Raw genomic sequence first — 20,254 nt, 5'->3', positions numbered from 1 at the left:
TTAAAAAAAGCTTTGAGAGAATTGCTCCCTCAAAACTAAACAAACAAAAAACGTCAAACAATTTATCAGTCCACAAGGACTGCATATTCCTTAGAAAGGAGGTGATCCAGCCGCACCTTCCGATACGGCTACCTTGTTACGACTTCACCCCAATCATCTGTCCCACCTTAGGCGGCTGGCTCCTTACGGTTACCCCACCGACTTCGGGTGTTACAAACTCTCGTGGTGTGACGGGCGGTGTGTACAAGGCCCGGGAACGTATTCACCGCGGCATGCTGATCCGCGATTACTAGCGATTCCGGCTTCATGTAGGCGAGTTGCAGCCTACAATCCGAACTGAGAATGGTTTTATGGGATTGGCTAGGCCTCGCGGCTTTGCTGCCCTTTGTACCATCCATTGTAGCACGTGTGTAGCCCAGGTCATAAGGGGCATGATGATTTGACGTCATCCCCACCTTCCTCCGGTTTGTCACCGGCAGTCTCCTTAGAGTGCCCAACTGAATGCTGGCAACTAAGAACAAGGGTTGCGCTCGTTGCGGGACTTAACCCAACATCTCACGACACGAGCTGACGACAACCATGCACCACCTGTCACTCTGTCCCCCGAAGGGGAAATTCCTATCTCTAGGAGTGTCAGAGGATGTCAAGACCTGGTAAGGTTCTTCGCGTTGCTTCGAATTAAACCACATGCTCCACCGCTTGTGCGGGCCCCCGTCAATTCCTTTGAGTTTCAGCCTTGCGGCCGTACTCCCCAGGCGGAGTGCTTAATGCGTTAGCTGCAGCACTAAGGGGCGGAAACCCCCTAACACTTAGCACTCATCGTTTACGGCGTGGACTACCAGGGTATCTAATCCTGTTTGCTCCCCACGCTTTCGCGCCTCAGCGTCAGTTACAGACCAGAAAGCCGCCTTCGCCACTGGTGTTCCTCCACATCTCTACGCATTTCACCGCTACACGTGGAATTCCGCTTTCCTCTTCTGCACTCAAGTCCCCCAGTTTCCAATGACCCTCCACGGTTGAGCCGTGGGCTTTCACATCAGACTTAAAGGACCGCCTGCGCGCGCTTTACGCCCAATAATTCCGGACAACGCTTGCCACCTACGTATTACCGCGGCTGCTGGCACGTAGTTAGCCGTGGCTTTCTGGTTAGGTACCGTCAAGGTACCGGCAGTTACTCCGGTACTTGTTCTTCCCTAACAACAGAGCTTTACGACCCGAAGGCCTTCATCGCTCACGCGGCGTTGCTCCATCAGACTTTCGTCCATTGTGGAAGATTCCCTACTGCTGCCTCCCGTAGGAGTCTGGGCCGTGTCTCAGTCCCAGTGTGGCCGATCACCCTCTCAGGTCGGCTACGCATCGTCGCCTTGGTGAGCCGTTACCTCACCAACTAGCTAATGCGCCGCGGGCCCATCTGTAAGTGTCAGCGTAAACCGACTTTCAGCTTTTCCTCATGAGAGGAAAAGGATTATCCGGTATTAGCATCGGTTTCCCGATGTTATCCCAGTCTTACAGGCAGGTTGCCCACGTGTTACTCACCCGTCCGCCGCTAATCTTCAGGAGCAAGCTCCTAAAGATTCGCTCGACTTGCATGTATTAGGCACGCCGCCAGCGTTCGTCCTGAGCCAGGATCAAACTCTCCGAGAAAGTTGATTTAGCTCATTTTGTTACGTTGGCTTAGTTTCATACGAAACTAATATTATTGTTTGTTGACGTTTTTGTTTGTTTAGTTTTCAAAGAGCATTTACTCAATCGCCCAAAAGCAACTTTATAATCATATCAAGTTATCAACTTAATGTCAACAACTTTTTTGATTAATTTTTTCTTTCAAGTTACTGTCTCGCAGCAACAGATATAACTATACCACCATTAAAACTTTGGTGCAATAGCATTTTAAACTTTTTATATGAATTAGTTAAAATAAAAGTATTCAAAAAAATTACTGTTCAAAATGATAAAAAAAGCGCCAGCTGCACTGGCACCTTTTAAAACTATTAACGATGACGCATTAATGGGAATAATAGTACATCACGTATAGATGGAGAATTAGTTAATAGCATAACTAAACGGTCTATTCCTATTCCAAGTCCACCAGTAGGCGGCATACCGTATTCTAATGCCTCGACAAAGTCTTCGTCCATTTCATGTGCTTCATCGTTACCCTGCTCACGCTCTTTTAACTGCGCTTCAAAGCGCTCTCTTTGATCGATTGGATCGTTAAGCTCAGTAAAGGCATTAGCATGCTCACGGGCAACAATAAACAGCTCAAACCGGTCAGTGAAGCGTGGGTCCTCATCATTTTTCTTTGCAAGTGGAGAAATTTCCACCGGATGACCATAAATAAAGGTTGGCTGAATTAGTTTTTCTTCTACCTTTTGCTCAAAAAACTCATTTACAATATGACCATAAAGCATATGTTCTGTAATTTCCACTCCGTGCTCTTTTGCAAGGGCGCGTGCTTCTTCTACACTCATCTCTTTCCAAAAGTCTACACCCGTATATTCTTTTATAGCATCAACCATATGGAGTCTTTTCCATTCTGGTTTAAGATCCACTTCATACTCACCGTATTGAACAGTCGTTGTTCCTAATACTTCTTGGGCAATATGAGCCACTAGGTTTTCAGTCAGGCTCATGATGTCGCGGTAGTCAGCATAAGCTTCATAAAGCTCAATCATGGTGAATTCTGGATTATGACGGGTAGATACCCCTTCATTTCTAAAGACACGGCCAATCTCATATACCTTTTCAAGTCCGCCGACAATTAGACGTTTTAAGTGAAGCTCAATGGCAATCCGCATAAATAATGGGATATCAAGGGCATTATGGTGCGTAATAAACGGTCTAGCCGATGCACCGCCAGCAATCGCATGCATCATCGGCGTTTCCACTTCTAAATAACCATGGTCATCAAGATAACGGCGCATCGATTGAATAATGCGGCTTCTAGTAATAAAGGTCTCTTTGCTTTCTTGACTCATGATTAAATCCAAATAACGTTGGCGGTACCGCTGCTCAACATCCTTAAGTCCATGGAATTTATCAGGAAGGGGGCGTAGAGCTTTTGTTAAAAATACAAAATTCGTAACTTTTATTGAAAATTCGCCCATTTTTGTCCTAAATAACGTTCCCTCAATCCCAACGATGTCACCTAAATCGGCAGAGTTGAAAATCTCATACTGTTCATCTCCGACAACATCTTTCCTAACATACACTTGAATTTGCCCAGACAGATCTTGGATGTGAGCAAAACCAGCTTTCCCTTTACCACGTTTGGTCATGATCCGGCCCGCAATGGTTACAGAAATATTTTTTTCCTCAAGAACTTCATTTTCTAGTTCTCCATATTGTTCCACTAATTCTTTTGTCAAATGAGTACGATCAAACCTTTTGCCAAATGGATCTAGTCCATTTTCACGCATGGTGTTCATTTTTTCGCGTCTGACCAAAAATTGGTCATTCAATTCTTCCTGACTCATGACTAATTCAACTCCATTACTTTCTTTATTTATGTAAAACCTTAAAGAATACTCGCCGATTTTTTTACATACTATATTATTTTACACAAACATGGCAATTCAGACATCAAAAATGTTTGAAAAAGAATAAAACTGCCAGTATTTCTACTGGCAGCTTCAATCGGTAAACAAAAACATTATAGAAAAACCGACTTAGCTTGTCAAATTAACCCACAATTAACTGACTTTGTTCTTTTGCTTCTACCTCAATTACTAAATCATTTAGAACGCTCACAACTTGGTCTCTTGTCGTGCATTCATTGATGGCGTTCCGCGCGTTTGCATTACCGCGAACCCCTTTTAAATACCAGGCTGCATGTTTACGCATCTCACGGACAGCGATATCCTCATTTTTCAAGGCAATTAAGCGGTCCATATGAAGGATGCATACGTCCATCTTTTCCTTAACGGATGGCTCAGCCATTAACTTACCCGTCTCCAAGTATTGCACGGTACGATAAATCATCCATGGATTACCTAGCGCAGCTCTTCCAATCATCACGCCATCCACACCGGTTTCATCCAGCATTCTTTTGGCATCTTGTGGTGTTTGCACATCGCCATTGCCAATAACGGGAATGTTAATAGATTGCTTGACTTCGCGAATGATATCCCAATTTGCTTTTCCTTCATACATTTGCACACGGGTACGGCCATGAAGAGCCACAGCTTTTCCCCCTGCCGCTTCCACCATTTGGGCATTTTTAATCGCATAAATATGATCTTCATCCCAACCCATCCGCATTTTAACAGTCACGGGTTTTTCCACGGCATCAACAACCGCAGATACCATTTCATAAATCTTATTCGGATCTAAAAGCCACTTGGCCCCTGCATCACACTTTGTAATTTTTGGTACTGGGCAGCCCATATTGATATCAATAATATCGGCATTTGTATTTTTATCAACAAATTTTGCCGCTTCGACAAGGGTTTCCTTTTCACCGCCAAAAATTTGCAAACTTAATGGTTTTTCACGCTCATCAATATAGAGCATATTCATCGTTCTTTCATTTTTCAAAACGATTCCCTTGTCACTAACCATCTCCGCACAAACTAAGCCTGCGCCAAATTCTTTTACAGTCAAGCGGAAGGCAGAGTTACATACCCCTGCCATAGGGGCTAATACAACGGGATTCTTTATTTCGATATCACCGATTTTTAACATTCGGCGTCCTCCTAATAACTGTATAATAATATTTTAAGACTTGAACCGGCTTAACCTCCATACCCAACGTTGATTTATTCTTTGGGTGTTAAGTCATCTATACTAATTTTTAAAGAATGAGCTATTCTTTCAAGCAGGTCACCTGCTGGGCGGTTTCCTCTTTCAATTTCACCTAAAATTGAAACAGATACACCTAATTCCCTTGAAAAACTCTCTTGAGTGTAACCTTTTAATTTTCGATAGGCTCGAATACGTCTACCCCATTTTTCCGTTTCCATAGTCTGACTCCTTCTTTATCAGGTAATTCATTTAACAATAAGTTAAGAGGTTTTTCCACCCCAGGTATCCTCATGTCAACATTCATTTCTAAAAGTGGAATCAATACAAATGCCCGTTCCGTCATTCTTGGATGCGGGACAACAAGCTTCTCTGTCTCAATATTTTCTTGGTTAAAAGTCAAAATGTCAAGGTCAATTGTCCGGGGACCCCATCTGATTTCCCTTTTTCTGCCAAGTTCTAACTCTATACTTAAGCATACCTTTAACAATTCCATTGCATTTAAAGCAGTTCGCACCTCAATTGCCATATTCAAAAATAAATCTTGGTCTTCATAACCAACAGGATCTGTTTCATACACGGATGAATTATTTACCATATTAATGGCAGGATAACTAATTAATCGTTGAATCGCACTAACCATATGATCATATCGGTTTCCCATATTCGAGCCAAGGGAAATAAATGCTGTATTTTCCACTTTTATCTTCTCCTTGTTATTTCTACTGCCACAGATTGATAATGACCCGGTATAGGAGGATCTGGTTTCATTACTTTAACAGTAACATCGGAAACTAGTGAGAACGTTTGTAAAATGACAGCCGCAATTTTTTCCGCAACAGCTTCAATAAGCTTATAAGGGGTTCCTTCCACTATCCCTTTGCATACTTGGTATAATTCCCCGTAGTTTACAGAATAGTTTAAGTCATCAGTTTCTCCGGCCTGTTTCAAGTCTACGGACACCGCTAAATCCACAGCGAACCGCTGACCCAGCTTATTTTCCTCTGGGAAAACACCGTGGTATCCAAAAAACTCCATTCGATTTACATAAATTTTATCCAACGATTACACCCTTTCCCATCATGGCATCCATCATTTTAGCCATTCTGCTCATTTCTTTCACATCATGAACCCTAACCATCTGACAGCCTTTTTGAATTCCATAACAGATCGTTGCACCCGTACCTTCCATTCGTTCTTCTACAGGAAGGTCTAATGCTTCGCCAATCATTCGTTTTCGAGAAGTTGCTAAAAGGATTGGGTATCCGAGCATAACCAGCTTGTCCAGATTCTGCATCATCAGCAAATTTTCCTGATAGTCTTTAGCAAAGCCAATTCCTGGATCTAAAATAATATTCTCATCACTAACTCCGGCTTTTTTCACAATGGCAATACTCTCATATAAGTCATTTAACACATCTCTGATAAAATGCTGATAATTTCTATCCTGTCGGTTATGCATTAAGATAATCGGGACACCTAGGCTTGCTGCGACAGAGGCCATTTGATCATCAGCTTTTGCCCCCCATATATCATTAATGATATGGGCGCCTGCTAAAATGGCCTCTCTAGCTACTTTCGATTTATACGTATCTATGGATATAGGCACTTCAATATGTCTGGTTATTGCTTCAATGACAGGAACAATCCGTTCAATTTCCTCCTCATCGGAGATCATTTGATAACCAGGCCGAGTCGATTCCCCGCCAATATCAATGATATCAGCTCCACTTTCGACCATTTCTTTTGCATGTTTAACTGCCATATCTATATTGTTATATCTCCCGCCATCTGAAAAGGAATCTGGCGTGACATTTAAGATGCCCATTACAATTGTTTTCTTTCCGTAATTCAATGTATATGGGCCGCATTGGATTGATTGTGAAGCAGATTGCATTATACATTCCCCCTATGCAGAGCATACATACTATTTTTTATCATACAGGAAAATAAAGATGTTTTCATAATTTCCGCATAATGGTGCCACATAATCCTCAAGCTGATTCCTTAGGTCATACTGTCCCCTTACAATAGAAAAGAGCCCTGGCAATCGCCAAGACCCAATTATTTTATTATTCAGCGTCAAATTGGTAAAGGGCAGTACTTAAATAACGTTCACCGTTATCTGGAATAATAGCAAGAACCTTTTTACCTTTTCCTAGTTTTTTAGCAACTTCAATCGCTGCATGAATCGCTGCGCCTGATGAGATTCCTCCAAGAATCCCTTCTTCTCTAGCGACACGACGGGCTGCTGCAAATGCATCCTCTGTGCCCACTTGAATGACTTCCTCATAAACGTCTGTATTTAGAACATCTGGTACAAAACCAGCTCCAATACCTTGAATTTTGTGAGGACCAGGTTTTCCACCTGATAATACAGGGGAATCAGTAGGTTCTACGGCGTAAATTTTGATTTCAGGGAATTTCTCACGTAGGACTTCACCAGCCCCAGTAATCGTTCCACCAGTACCGATACCGGCAACAAATGCATCCAACTGATCCATTTGTTCCACAATCTCTTTACCCGTTGTTTTACGGTGAACTTCTGGATTTGCTTCGTTTTTAAATTGTTGTGGTAAGAAATATCCATGCTCCTTAACAAGCTCTTCCGCTTTAGCAATAGCACCCTTCATACCTGCTGGACCAGGTGTTAGTACTAGTTCAGCTCCATAAGCGCGAAGCAGGTTTCTTCTTTCTAAACTCATTGTCTCAGGCATAACAAAGACTGCATTATAACCTTTTGCAGCAGCGATCATAGCTAAACCAATACCAGTATTCCCACTAGTTGGTTCGATAATGGTATCAACGCCTGGTTTAATTAATCCTTGTTCCTCAGCCGCTTCAATCATTGCTAAAGCGATACGATCTTTTACACTGCTGCCAGGATTAAAATATTCAAGTTTCAAATAAACCTCTGCACTGTTTTCATCTACTATTCTGTTTAATTTTACAATTGGTGTTTGGCCGACTAAATCGGCAACTGAATTTGCTACACGAGCCATCACGGCACCTCTATTCCGAGTATTTTTATTGGATTTAATATATTATGAATTTAACAGCTTTATACATGTTTTGTCAATTGTTTTGCAATGAAATTTTTGAATAAAATGAAAATTTGTGAATAAAAAAAACACAGGAACTTTTCCTGTGTTAGTCTAAGTCATTATTGCCGTAAAACCATTCCACTTTAGCATCATCCCAAAAAGTAGATGCTGATGCTGGGGACTTCATTTGCTCTAAAGCAATTTGCCTGCGTATTTGGTCTTTCACTTCTTCATAGGAATAATTTTTACCGCTTATTTTTCCCTCAAGTTTGATTAACACATATCCATCTTTCACCTTAAATGGTTTGCTGTATGCGCCCTTCTTTAGCCTCTTAGCGGTATCAATATATTGTTTTGGGTATCGCTCATCCCCTTGACTTATATAGCCAATATCGCCGCCCTCATTAGCGGAAAACTCCTCAATCGATCGTTCCATCGCTAATACAGAAAAACTAGAACCATCCGCTAACTCCTTTGAGGTCTTTTCTGCTTCTTTCTTTGTTTTTACAACAATATGCGATACATGATAGGCAGCCGGTACATTGAAGAGCTGTTTATTTTTAGTATAATAGCTTTTCAACTCTTTATTGGAAACCTCCACATCTCTAGTCAAAAGTTCCTCAAGTAAAAGACTGCTGCGAATTTGTTCCTTCCACTTCTTCTCATCCTGATGATTGTTTTTTTGACTAAAAGAATTATACGTGGTCTGCAGCATTCTAAACTCACGTTCCACATCCGCGTCAGACACTTCAATCTGATACTTTTCTGCCATCTCTTCAATAACCTGTTGGTCAATCATTTCCCTTAGTACATCTTTTCCATATCGGGCTTCTAATTCATTTAGCCAGGCCTGCCTTGAGATTTCTGTTTTTCCCACTGTAGCAACTGCTTCATCTTGAGCAGCGGAACCGAATGCCGCATCTGTCCTTGACAGGAAGAAGGCAATCGTTAGGCAATTTAGCATAATAAGGCCGGCAATAACCATCCAAAGCTGCTTCTTTCCCAACCTGTTCTCCTCCAACACGAAAAGCACTAGTGCCCCCTGAGCACTGGAGCAAGTCATGATTCTTTTTTAGTCATCAACCCCATGCTAGTCGGAAAAACTATTTAGCATCTTTTCTTAACTCTTCCAATTCTTCTTTGGAAAAGAGGTATTTTTCATTACAGAAGTGGCAATGTGCCTCGGCCTGGCCATCCTCTTCAATCATAGCCGTTATTTCTGCTGCACCTAAACCGACAATAGCATTGGCAAATCGGTCTTTTGAACAATTGCATTGAAAGCTTACCGGCATTGTTTCTAATACCTTCACCTGATCTTTTCCAAATAATTCTTCAAGGATTTGCTCTGGCGTTAAGCCGCGTTCCACTAATTTTGATATTGGCTCAATCGTTTTTAAGCGGTCTTCGAGTTTCTCAATAATTGATTCTGGTGTACCCGGCATTAATTGAAAAATAAATCCGCCAGCGGCTAGGATGGTATCATCGGGATTAACTAAAACACCGACACCAACAGAGGATGGAACCTGTTCTGATGTTGCGAAGTAATAAGTAAAATCCTCTCCTAATTCACCAGATACAAGGGGAACTTGTCCTGAAAAGAAATCACGCAGACCAATATCCTTCACGACGGCTAACATGCCGTCTGTCCCAACCGCACGGCGAACATCCAGCTTCCCGTTTTCATTGTGTTCAAAGTCAACTTCGGGATTGGTTACATAACCGCGAACCTCTCCTTTTGCGTTACTGTCAACAACAATGGGACCAAGCGGACCTCCACCATTAATTTTAATGGTCAATTTATCGTCACCTTTAAGCATGGCCCCCATCATGACCCCCGCAGTCAGCGTACGGCCAAGTGCAGCAGAAGCTGTTCTCCATGTTTGATGACGCCGTTGTGCTTCACTAACGGTTTCTGTTGTTCTAACCGCATAGGCGCGAATATTTCCATCATATGCTAGTGCTTTTACAAGATAATCATTCAAAAGTGTCTAACTCCCTTCTAGTTGTATTCCTATAGGTTATCCTATGTTCCGTTTATAGATAAGCTGCAAACCCTTTAAAGTTAAATAAGGGTCTACCACATCAATTATTGTCGATTCCTGGGCAATTAAATTGGCAAGTCCGCCGGTGGCAATAACGGTCGGTTTTCGATCACTTTGATCAATCATCCGTTTGACAATACCTTCAACTTGTCCAACATACCCATAGACAATCCCTGCTTGCATGGCTGAAATTGTATTTTTACCAATTACATTGTCAGGCCGGGCAATTTCAATCCGAGGCAGCTTGGCAGCTCTCGAATAAAGGGCCTCGGTAGAAATTCCGATTCCTGGTGCAATAGCCCCTCCTAAATATTGACGCTCCTCATTCACATAACAATAGGTGGTTGCTGTGCCAAAATCAACAATAATGAGGGGACTGCCATACTCATGAATCGCTGCTACGGCATTAACAATTCGGTCTGCCCCGACTTCTCTAGGGTTTTCGTATTTTATATTAAGTCCGGTTTTAATTCCGGGTCCAACAACAAGAGGCTTAATGTGAAAATACTTTTGGCACATTCTTTCTAAGGCAAACATAATAGGAGGCACAACGGAAGAAATAATAATCCCGTCTATATCTGTAAATGATAGACCTGCGTGATCAAATAGCGCTTTTATATTCATTCCAAACTCATCTTCGGTACGGTTGCGATTAGTTTCAACCCGCCAATGATATTTAAGTTCTTCACCTTGATAAACACCTAATACAATATTGGTATTTCCCACATCAAATACAAATATCAAATCTATCACTCGCTTTACAAATTCTTTTCATTACACGCAACATCATAACATAAATAGAGGGTCGATGAAAAAAAAGAGTGCTTCGCTTGAAGCACTCTTTTCATTCATCACTTATTATAATCAATTTCATCAGAAGGTTTATCTAAAAAGGACTTTTCCTCTTTTTCAGTTTCTTCCTTCTTTGAATTAATATTTACCTTCACGTCATCTGTTTTCTTGGGTCCAATATTAACCGATTCAAGGTGTACAGAAGGTTCTGGCATATGACCATGTTCAACCAAATATTTAATTTGTTCTGCAACAAGTGTTTCAACCTGAAGAAGGGTTGTCGCAATAAGGTTAAGTTTATCACGATTTTCTGTAAGAATCTGTCTTGCTCTTTCATAACATTCTTTAATAATTCGTTGGATTTCAAGGTCAATTTCATAGGCAATCGCATCAGAATAATTTTGCTCATTATTAATGTCACGACCTAAGAACACTTGACCACCGGAATTCTGACCGAATTGGAGCGGTCCAAGTTTATCACTCATTCCGTACTCCGTTACCATTTTTCGAGCAATGCTTGTTGCACGTTGGAAGTCATTGTGTGCACCCGTACTTACTTCACCGAAAACAATTTCTTCAGCAACGCGTCCACCTAACAAGCCAACAATTTTATCAAGCAATTCTGGTTTTGTCATAAAGTAACGATCTTCTCTTGGAAGCATCACAGCATAACCGCCGGCTTGCCCACGTGGGACGATCGTAACTTTGTGAACCATGTCTGCTTCATCGAGGACTAGCCCAATGACCGTATGTCCACCTTCATGAAAGGCCACAATGTTACGTTCTTTTTCAGAAATAACCCGGCTCTTCTTGGCTGGACCGGCAATTACCCGGTCTGTTGCTTCATCAATATCTTCCATATCAATCTTCTTTTTGCTGCTTCGGGCTGCAACTAATGCGGCTTCATTCAATAAATTCTCTAAATCAGCACCTGAGAAACCAGGTGTCCGCATAGCAATATTTTTTAAGTTAACCGATTCATCTAAAGGTTTATTACGCGCATGAACCTTTAAGACAGCCTCACGTCCAACTACATCGGGGCGGTCAACCGTAATTTGACGGTCGAAACGTCCTGGACGTAACAAGGCAGGGTCAAGAATATCAGCACGGTTTGTTGCCGCAATAATGATAATTCCCTCATTTGCACCGAATCCATCCATTTCAACTAACAATTGGTTCAGTGTTTGTTCACGCTCATCATGACCGCCGCCTAAACCGGCACCACGCTGACGTCCAACTGCGTCAATTTCATCGATAAAAATAATACAAGGGGCATTTTTCTTAGCATTTTCAAATAAGTCACGTACTCGGGATGCACCGACCCCTACAAACATTTCAACGAAATCAGAACCACTGATGGAGAAGAAAGGTACCCCTGCCTCACCAGCTGTAGCTCTTGCCAACAAGGTTTTACCTGTCCCTGGAGGTCCTACAAGCAAGACTCCTTTTGGAATACGGGCTCCAAGTTCAGCAAATTTACGTGGATCTTTTAAGAATTCAACCACTTCGACTAATTCTGCTTTTTCTTCATCTGCACCGGCAACATCTCTAAAACGAACCTTTTTCTTATCATCGTTATAAAGTTTTGCCTTTGACTTACCAAAGTTCATCACACGGCTGCCGCCGCCTTGAGCTTGGTTTAATAAGAAGAAGAATAAGATAAAAATAATCACGAATGGAATAATGGATGTGAAAAAGGTCACCCAGCCGCTAGTTTCCTTTGCAGGCATTACTTCGACTTTGGAGTCAGCCTTGTCAATCCGATCAAGAATTTTTTCACTGTTAGGAATATACGTTATAAACTTTTTACTTTTTGCTTCAAGTTCACCGCGAACTTCATAGACGCCTCGTTCAGGCTGCATGGAGAATGATTTGACTTCACCATTTTCTAATTGTGTTACAAACTTATCATAAGAAATTTGATCTGTTGGTTCGTTACTTCCATTGAAGAAACTCACCACACCAATAATGACTAAAAATATCAATAAATAAAAGATGGTATTACGGAAAATCCGATTCATCTCTTACCTCCTCCCGCGGATAAAAACTATATTAAATAGTATCATAGAAAATCTTACTAATTCAAGGAATTACTCTCATTGATAATAGGTCTGGTATATAGCCAGAACGGCAGTAGAAATTTCCTTATCCTACAATTATTCACTGTATACTTCGGGTTTTAGCACACCAATATATGGAAGATTGCGGTATTTTTCAATATAATCCAATCCATAACCAACTACGAACTCATCTGGTACAATAAATCCAACATAATCGGCTTTGATTGCACTTTTACGGCCAGTAGGTTTATCAAGCAATGTAACAATTTTTATTGATTTTGCTTTTCGATAATGGAATAAGTCGACTAAATAACTTAAGGTCAAGCCACTATCAATAATATCTTCTATAATTAATATGTCTCTTCCTTCAACTGATGTATCTAGGTCTTTTAAAATTTTTACCTCTCCTGATGAAACAAAACCGGTCCCATAGCTGGAAACGTCCATAAAATCCATTTCAAGATAGCAATCCATATTTTTTAATAAATCGGCCATAAATGGCATTGCACCTTTTAATACTCCAATAGCAAGCGGGAAACGGTCTTTGTATTCTTCTGTTAACTCCGCTGCTAGTACTTTTATCTTTTCTTGAATTTCCTCTTCTGAAACCAAAACCTTTTCAATATCATCTTTCATCATAAATTGTGCCCCCTAGAAGATCATTACTTAATATATGTGAGTTGTATATATTGTTTTGCTGTTGGATCTATCCCCTCAAAAGAAGACTTTTTTAAATTGGGAAGCCAAATAATGGTACCAACACTATCTGTCACAACAGGCCAACTATCCCGGTCCTGTACAGGAACTTTTTGATCAATAAAAATATCCTTTAATTTCTTTGAACCTTTTATACCCTTTAATGTCATTCGATCACCCATCTTTCTTGTCCGAATGACCATTGGCCACGTAATATGGTCAATATTAAAAAAGGCTGTATTAGGCTGTCTCCCTGGTAATTCCTTATTTAATTGGTCTATTCTAATACTTCCGCCATTTGGAAGTTGAATCGTTCCTGGACCATAGATTTTAAAGCTATAGGGTTCAGCGGTTTTTTGCTGAAATAGGAACGATAATTGAAAATAGGAACGAATAACGTTCAACCCAATTGGGAAATCAAGTTTACCTGAAGGCTCATGATGATGTATTAAAGAAAATACTTGATCGATATGTACGGCAGAAAGAGAAGCTGGTTTTTCTTTGTAAAGATAGTTTAATATTAGTTGAATCCCTCTCCTTTGTAAAGGTAAAGGCACCTTAAGAAATTCTTTAATGTCAATAGTAATTTGGTCCTCTTCCCTTTTTGTTACTACCGTTTTTAGTCGTTCTGCTGTTAATTCCAGTAGAAGGGCTTCATCACTTTGCAGCTCTTCACTAAATCGTTGAAAATGTTCATGAACATGGCTGTTCTCTGTCTTTAAAAATGGGAGTACATGTTTACGAAAACGATTCCGGCTATAGATCCCTTTTTCGTTACTAGGGTCCAGCCGTGGTGTAAGATTGTTCTGTTTACAATAGTCCCAAATTTCGTCTTTTGTCAAACATAAGAATGGGCGGAAAATCGTCCCTTCATAAAATGGGCGGGAAAATGGGATCCCTGCTCTTGCTTTTCCACTGCTTCCTCTTGTCAGACGCATGAGCATCGTCTCAATTTGATCATCGCCATGATGGCCAAGTGCCAGATATGGAGCCTCATGCTTCATCATCATGTTATGATAAAATTCATATCTTACATCTCTTCCAGCCACCGACCCACTTTTTCCTGTAGCCTCCATTATTTCTGGCACATTGATTTGAAGCATTTCAAATGGAACTTCTTGCTTTTCACAAAAATCCTTCACAAACATAGCATCAAGAAAGGATTCTTCTCCTCGAAACATATGATCTACATGTGCAACGACGATAGACAAATTTCTTTTACCCTTTTCCTGAATCAAGTAGTGAAGCAATGCTAATGAATCCGGCCCACCTGATACGCCTACAATGATTTTTTTGTTTTCAAGATTGAATGAATGGCGCTGAAGAAAGGACGCAATCTTTGATTCCAACATTTGTTTGCACTCTTTCTAAACTAACTTTAATATTTTCAGCTCAAGCGCACGACGTCGCTAAACGGACGCTTCCGCTTTTCTTTTTGTCTAGCTCCAGCGCCCAGCGGCTAGTGTCCTTCCGCTCTCCGCCCTACGATAAGTCAACATCGAATCGCCTCCGGCTCTTCGTGTTTCCTTTATCTCAGTTGGAGCGCTGCAGGCCATACGCCGCTAAACGGACGCTTCCGCTTTTCTTTATAGCTTACCACTTTTAAGAATGAACTATCAAAATAAAGGTGTTACAAATTCAGTAGAAATTTTTCCATTTTCTTTACTGCTTTTTTCCATTAAAATCAGACCTTCTATACTTACGAATCAAAATACAAATAGTTTCATTTTATTATCTAAGAATTTATACTTTCTATTTTGATATATGTCCAGCCCATACGCCGCTGACCAGGGCGCTTACGCTTTTCTTGTTAGGGTAAATTATTTAAAGTATACCAGCCATATAACACGCCTAGAACAGCTGTAATAAATAAAAATTCCAGCCAGCCGCTTTTTTTCTTTTTCTGCCTGTAGGTTCTCCTTGTAACAGAAACAGATTGATTTCCGGCTGCTGCATTTTTGACTTTTTTCTGAATAGAAGAAGGCGCGCTTGTACCTGTTGCTGAGGAGGGTGTTGGAGAAGTCTTTTTCTCAACCATCATATCTAATAAATCCTGCCTCATTTCTTTCGCGTTACGGTAATGCCCCTGAAGCGCCTTGACTATAATCTTCTCAAATTTCATTAGTTCTGGTTTTTGCCGTATCGCTTCTCTTAACTGTGTTATTCCCCCTGATGTCTTTGTAAAACGTTTCGGATAAGCTGTATTAATCATAATCATCCCTACGGCGAATAAATCATAGGAGGTTTCTGCCTTGCGGGAGCCTAACCCCCAATAGCCCCGGTCATAAAACTCTGTAAATTCTTTTATGGCTCTCCCCTGAATAGTAGTCCCCCCTACATCAATACATCTTATTTGCGGCGGCGGACCAGTCACAATTAAGTTCTCTGGTTTTAGATCTCCAAATACCCAGCCATTCGTATGAATGAAGTCTAATTCAGTCAGCAGCTGTAAAAATAAAACACTTGTCCATGACTTCCCTTTGATTTGCAGAAATGATAAAAAATCAGGTCCTTGGATATATTCCATGACATAAAAAGAGATTCGGATGCCGTTCGTTAGCCAATCGTCCACATCAAGCAAAGAAGGTCCGAGGGAGTGTCCCTGGACCTTAGCAAAGGATTTCAGCACATTTACCTCTGAGGTAATTGACATACCGTTATCACTCATTTTTAGTGCGACATGTGTGTTTTTGTGTTTCGCAAGGTAGACAACCCCATTTGCGCCAAATCCCAATTCTTTTATGATCGTATAACTTTTTTTATACCACTTTCCTGTAATGACTGTCCCTGGACGCGGGTTACATTGACTCTTCAAAGTATGATTCATCATCACGTGCAAGCAGACTCCTTAATGATTGTTTTTGATCGAAGGCCGATAATGCCGTCCGCAATGCGGGACCAGTCGGGGTAATTCCACCTGTAGATAATTGGGAAAACACACTTGTCAAAACTTGCAGTTTTGGTGTCCAATCCAGCAATTTTTCGACATCATTCTTTTTCCCGGGAAATACATAAACAGAGAATTGATTTTCTCCTGTACGTGCATTTAAGCTTAGAGACAAATCAAGTAACGCCTCTTTTACGGTTGGAAGTTTATGTTTCATACTGGCACTGGTATCGACAAGAATCAACACCTCTAATTCGACAGTTTCACCTAATTCATCGACGACTTCCATCACTTCCCCGCGTTTTTCAGGCGGCAGGTCTTCCATTGTTTGTGAACGGCCAAGAATCTGCTGTAACTGATTATTCACAACGCCTTGAATGGTTTGGTTCATTGCTTTCCTTGTAACCATTTGGACGGTTTGCGACAGTCGTTCCGCATAAACAATTTGACTAACTCCGCCGCCGGACATGGCGATTCCTTCAATTTCGGTTATTCCTTTTTCATCAATCACGTCTTGTTCCATAACCCCGATGACATTTACTGTAATCCCTTGTTCTTTTGCGAGCGCTGCCATTGCAATAGGGTCATCACCTTGGTTCGAGCATCCATCAGTAATAAGTAAAATCTGCCGAATTTTTCCTGTATACATAACCTTCTCCCTCCATGAAAACGTATTGGTACCATTTTCGACGGGATCCAAGTGATTTATACATAATGTCATGATGTTGGGTTAAAATAATCGGTTATGCTTGCTTCTTTAACTTATGAATGGGGATGGATGCCCACTTCGGTGTATTATGTCTAATTTTTGCTACTGTCACGGTCATATCATCATCAATGAGTCCCGATCTAGACCTAATCACTTCTTCCATAATTAAATCTGCCACCTCTTGAGGTTCATCTGTTTCTAATTCTTGTACTTTTCGTTTCATCCATAAGTCATAATTTTCTACATGCTTTGGCCCTTCAAACACGCCATCACTCATCATAATCAGCAAATCGCCCGCTTTTAATTGCTCACTGACGACATCCACTTCAAATTCTTGAAGGATTCCCATTGGCAGATTACTCGCCTGTATCTTTATTACCTTATTTCCTCTTTTAATAAAACTTGGCGTTGACCCAATCTTAAGGAATTTTGCCGAGGCATCTTTTAAATCAATCATTGCTAAATCCAAGGTTGAAAAAATTTCATCAGTAGTTCGCAGCGATAAAATGGAATTAACCGATTTAATTGCCACCTTTTCCTCAATGCCTGATTGTAATATTTTTTGTAATAGCTTCAGTGTTTCTTTGCTCTCATAATGAGCCCGTTCTCCATTCCCCATGCCATCACTAATGGCAATCGCATACTTTCCTAATCCCAGCTCAATAGTTGAAAAGCTGTCACCAGAAATGAGTCCCCCATCCTTGGCTGCATGGGCTACCCCTGTTTCCACCGTAAAGGCTTTGGATGATCGAAACGTTACCTGACAGAATCCATGCGGTACTGTTGCACATTCTTCTTTATTGACAATAATCGTTTCCCCCAGAATATCTGATAACATGGGAGCAATTAATTTTTCACACTCCCCGTGTCCATTACAAAATGGCACAGCCATCTCGATATCAACATTTCCCTGCTCCAAACTGTAGATTTCAACTTGTTCAATATGAATCCCAAACTCCTGGATTGCCTCCATAATTTGCTCTTCCTGTTTGTGATGATTCTCACGTTCACGCTGTATTTCCTTCGCAAAATTGTCCATTACTTCGGAAACACCTAATAATTGCTCAGCAACTAATTTCCGACTTTCCCGAACCTGCTTCTTTAAGCGTTGATTAGCTTGAAAAAATGTTAATTCCTGACCAATTGTTTCATAAACCTTTTTTGAACGGGTACAAAGTTTATCCCACTCCCTTGCTAATTTCGGAGAAACATTTCCATCATTTAAATCCATTTCATGAATAATTTCTTCCATCGTGGCATAGGTTGTATTAAAATTCTTTGCCCAGCATTGTTCCTTTTTAAAGCATGTTTGACACGTTCTTTCCGTTACATTACTCATGAAGTAATCCATTTCCCGGTCATGTTCCTCTTCATCTGGCATGACTTCCATTTGTGAAAAACTTTTTGACAGCGCGTGGAAGACACCTGAAAATTGTGAAACCCGCTGGGCCGTAACATCGCGCATTTTTCGCATATACTTTTGCTGCTCTGCCGTGTATTCGGGTGTTCCTGGGATATATTTTGCTAATTTAGAAGTAAACACTTGTGGTGTTAACAGGAATAGGACAACTGCAGCAGATGTCTCTAAAACCGTTTGTAAAATGGAGCCGCCGCCCTCACCATACATGCCGATCAGCAGGGTGGCAATAAATAAACCAATAGATACACCGATTTTTTTCCCTTCCTTTAATAAACCGCCAAGTACGCCCGAAAAGGCAAGTAAACTCATATGGTAGAAACTTGAAACACTGGCTAGGCTAAAAATTAATCCCGTCACTACACCAACTGTGGAGCCTACCGTTGCGCCAGCAATGAAGGAAAATACCAATACCAAATATCTCGACATAATATGTTCAATCGACAAATCATACACCTTCCAGCCGATGGTTCCGGACATAATGGAAGCGAGCATAATAATAAGGCAGACGATTTCTTCTGTTTTTAATAATTGCCTGCGTTTATTCATTATTAATAAGGGTATACTCTGTAAAAAAATAAGGGTCAGGATAAAAGCAAGACTTGCTTGAACACCTACCATTAATAGATCATATAGCGCCAATTGTTGAGAGACTATGAAAGTTTCTGCTAATTTTCCTATTCCTAGAATGATCCCAACAAAAAATGGCATTGACCGGACTTCGTTCTTTATCCAATTTTGACAAACCCGAAAAATGAGTAAGAATAATATACTGACTGCGAAGGTAAAGGCAGCATTGCCCAAAGAAATTGTTGCTGCCCCGACGACTAGCCCAATCAGGGCAAGCGGTGCCCGGTCCCTTTTGATTAAATAAACGGCAGCAAAGAAAGGTAGACAAAAAGGGGTCAGCTTCGCCAGAATTAAGGCTCGTCCAAGCAAAAATCCTACAAATAATAAAAGATAACCCTTTTTTATGAAAAAGGACTCAAGCATGTACTGGATTTTCCTTAGTCCTTTCCCCAGATCCCACTTTGAGGAATGAAGGTTGACTTCTCCGACTGGTTCTATGAAACTCACGTTTGTCTTTTCCATAAATCACACTCCCTATACTTTCATCGTTGCCCATTATTATAAAGTTAATAGTCTTAAAAGTTTGTCAAAATAGTGAACAAGCTCAAATAATCGTTCGACGGTTTTCACTATAATCATTCAAATACCATAAACATGTCGTATAAAGGAGAAATGGTGTCAGGCACCATCGAAACAGCTGGACTATTCTTAATGTAGTAAGCTAAAACTATAAAAATGATAAAAACACAAAAAAAGACAGGCCCTCATCGGCCTGTCTTTTTATATTCCATGTAATTAAAATCCGCTCTATTGTTACAAGTGTGCGCAGCAAGTTAGCCCCGTTTAGCTCCTCTTCCTCCACGCTTAGACTCTGTATGTCTCTTTAAGGAAGTTAAACGATCTTCACTATCTTTTAGGAATTTCGCCATTTTTGACTCGAATGTTTCCGGTCTATTAGTATTCCGATCGTTGGATCTGCTTTGACGAGGGCGTTGCGAATGTGAGTTCGAATATTGTTTTTTTTCTGGTTCTGGCCGATCTTTTGCCTTTTTAATCGATAAGCCAATTTTTCCATCCTTCTCAACATTAAGGACCTTCACTTCGATTTGGTCGCCAACCTTTAAATGGTCGTTGATATCTTTTACATAATTGTCTGCAACCTCACTAATGTGTACCAATCCAGTTGAGCCACCTGGCAGCTCCACAAACGCTCCAAAATTAGTAATACCTGTTACCTTTCCTTGTAACTTGCTGCCTACTTCAATTGACATAAAAAGAATGTTCCTCCTTATAATGG

General features: G+C 40.8%; 17 protein-coding genes and 1 rRNA gene. All 18 read right to left on the bottom strand.

Annotated elements, in window-relative coordinates; genetic code table 11:
* Positions 1–94 precede the first annotated feature (94 nt).
* A 16S ribosomal RNA gene (locus AC4E8C_RS00445) occupies positions 95–1,644 on the bottom strand.
* A gap of 347 nt (positions 1,645–1,991) precedes the next feature.
* Positions 1,992–3,476, bottom strand: a complete 1,485-nt coding sequence (lysS, locus tag AC4E8C_RS00440) for a lysine--tRNA ligase (protein WP_490209417.1) — start codon at positions 3,474–3,476, stop codon at positions 1,992–1,994.
* A gap of 205 nt (positions 3,477–3,681) precedes the next feature.
* Positions 3,682–4,683 (bottom strand): tRNA dihydrouridine synthase DusB, encoded by a 1,002-nt coding sequence (gene dusB, locus AC4E8C_RS00435; RefSeq protein WP_490209415.1) that lies wholly within the window; start codon positions 4,681–4,683, stop codon positions 3,682–3,684.
* A gap of 74 nt (positions 4,684–4,757) precedes the next feature.
* Positions 4,758–4,961 carry a helix-turn-helix domain-containing protein gene (locus AC4E8C_RS00430; RefSeq protein WP_490209414.1) on the bottom strand — a complete coding sequence of 68 codons (204 nt, stop codon included), beginning with the start codon at positions 4,959–4,961 and terminating at the stop codon, positions 4,758–4,760.
* Complete coding sequence (folK, locus tag AC4E8C_RS00425; protein ID WP_490209412.1) at positions 4,913–5,440, bottom strand: 2-amino-4-hydroxy-6-hydroxymethyldihydropteridine diphosphokinase; 528 nt, start codon at positions 5,438–5,440, stop codon at positions 4,913–4,915. The genes AC4E8C_RS00430 and folK overlap by 49 nt, the downstream gene beginning before the upstream one ends.
* 2 nt (positions 5,441–5,442) lie before the next feature.
* Complete coding sequence (folB, locus tag AC4E8C_RS00420; RefSeq protein ID WP_490209410.1) at positions 5,443–5,802, bottom strand: dihydroneopterin aldolase; 360 nt, start codon at positions 5,800–5,802, stop codon at positions 5,443–5,445.
* On the bottom strand, positions 5,795–6,637 hold the full coding sequence (gene folP, locus AC4E8C_RS00415) for a dihydropteroate synthase (RefSeq protein WP_490209408.1): 843 nt from the start codon (positions 6,635–6,637) through the stop codon (positions 5,795–5,797). Before folP ends, folB begins: the two co-directional genes overlap by 8 nt.
* A 175-nt stretch (positions 6,638–6,812) precedes the next feature.
* A complete protein-coding gene (cysK, locus tag AC4E8C_RS00410; protein ID WP_490209407.1) occupies positions 6,813–7,742 on the bottom strand; it encodes a cysteine synthase A in 930 nt (309 codons plus the stop codon).
* Positions 7,743–7,890: 148 nt separating this feature from the next.
* Entirely contained in the window at positions 7,891–8,790 is a 900-nt protein-coding gene (locus AC4E8C_RS00405) for a peptidyl-prolyl cis-trans isomerase (RefSeq protein ID WP_490209406.1), read from the bottom strand.
* A gap of 97 nt (positions 8,791–8,887) precedes the next feature.
* On the bottom strand, positions 8,888–9,766 hold the full coding sequence (hslO, locus tag AC4E8C_RS00400; protein ID WP_490209405.1) for an Hsp33 family molecular chaperone HslO: 879 nt from the start codon (positions 9,764–9,766) through the stop codon (positions 8,888–8,890).
* Between the two features lie 36 nt (positions 9,767–9,802).
* Positions 9,803–10,570 (bottom strand): type III pantothenate kinase, encoded by a 768-nt coding sequence (locus tag AC4E8C_RS00395; RefSeq protein ID WP_490209403.1) that lies wholly within the window; start codon positions 10,568–10,570, stop codon positions 9,803–9,805.
* Between the two features lie 107 nt (positions 10,571–10,677).
* Positions 10,678–12,639 (bottom strand): ATP-dependent zinc metalloprotease FtsH, encoded by a 1,962-nt coding sequence (ftsH, locus tag AC4E8C_RS00390; protein ID WP_490209402.1) that lies wholly within the window; start codon positions 12,637–12,639, stop codon positions 10,678–10,680.
* A 135-nt stretch (positions 12,640–12,774) separates the two neighbouring features.
* Positions 12,775–13,314 (bottom strand): hypoxanthine phosphoribosyltransferase, encoded by a 540-nt coding sequence (gene hpt, locus AC4E8C_RS00385; RefSeq protein WP_490212425.1) that lies wholly within the window; start codon positions 13,312–13,314, stop codon positions 12,775–12,777.
* Between the two features lie 26 nt (positions 13,315–13,340).
* Positions 13,341–14,726 carry a tRNA lysidine(34) synthetase TilS gene (tilS, locus tag AC4E8C_RS00380; protein WP_490209400.1) on the bottom strand — a complete coding sequence of 462 codons (1,386 nt, stop codon included), beginning with the start codon at positions 14,724–14,726 and terminating at the stop codon, positions 13,341–13,343.
* 458 nt (positions 14,727–15,184) lie between these two features.
* On the bottom strand, positions 15,185–16,204 hold the full coding sequence (locus AC4E8C_RS00375) for a protein kinase domain-containing protein (RefSeq protein WP_490212424.1): 1,020 nt from the start codon (positions 16,202–16,204) through the stop codon (positions 15,185–15,187).
* Complete coding sequence (locus AC4E8C_RS00370; RefSeq protein WP_490209399.1) at positions 16,173–16,910, bottom strand: vWA domain-containing protein; 738 nt, start codon at positions 16,908–16,910, stop codon at positions 16,173–16,175. Before AC4E8C_RS00370 ends, AC4E8C_RS00375 begins: the two co-directional genes overlap by 32 nt.
* 94 nt (positions 16,911–17,004) lie before the next feature.
* Positions 17,005–19,479 carry a stage II sporulation protein E gene (gene spoIIE / locus AC4E8C_RS00365; protein ID WP_490209398.1) on the bottom strand — a complete coding sequence of 825 codons (2,475 nt, stop codon included), beginning with the start codon at positions 19,477–19,479 and terminating at the stop codon, positions 17,005–17,007.
* 311 nt (positions 19,480–19,790) lie between these two features.
* Entirely contained in the window at positions 19,791–20,228 is a 438-nt protein-coding gene (locus AC4E8C_RS00360; RefSeq protein WP_490209396.1) for a S1 domain-containing RNA-binding protein, read from the bottom strand.
* Positions 20,229–20,254 lie beyond the last annotated feature (26 nt).

The sequence above is a fragment of the Neobacillus sp. SRL179 genome (assembly GCF_984799095.1).
Note: the sequence above shows the minus strand (reverse complement) of the source record. Positions and strands in the feature narration are given on the sequence as shown.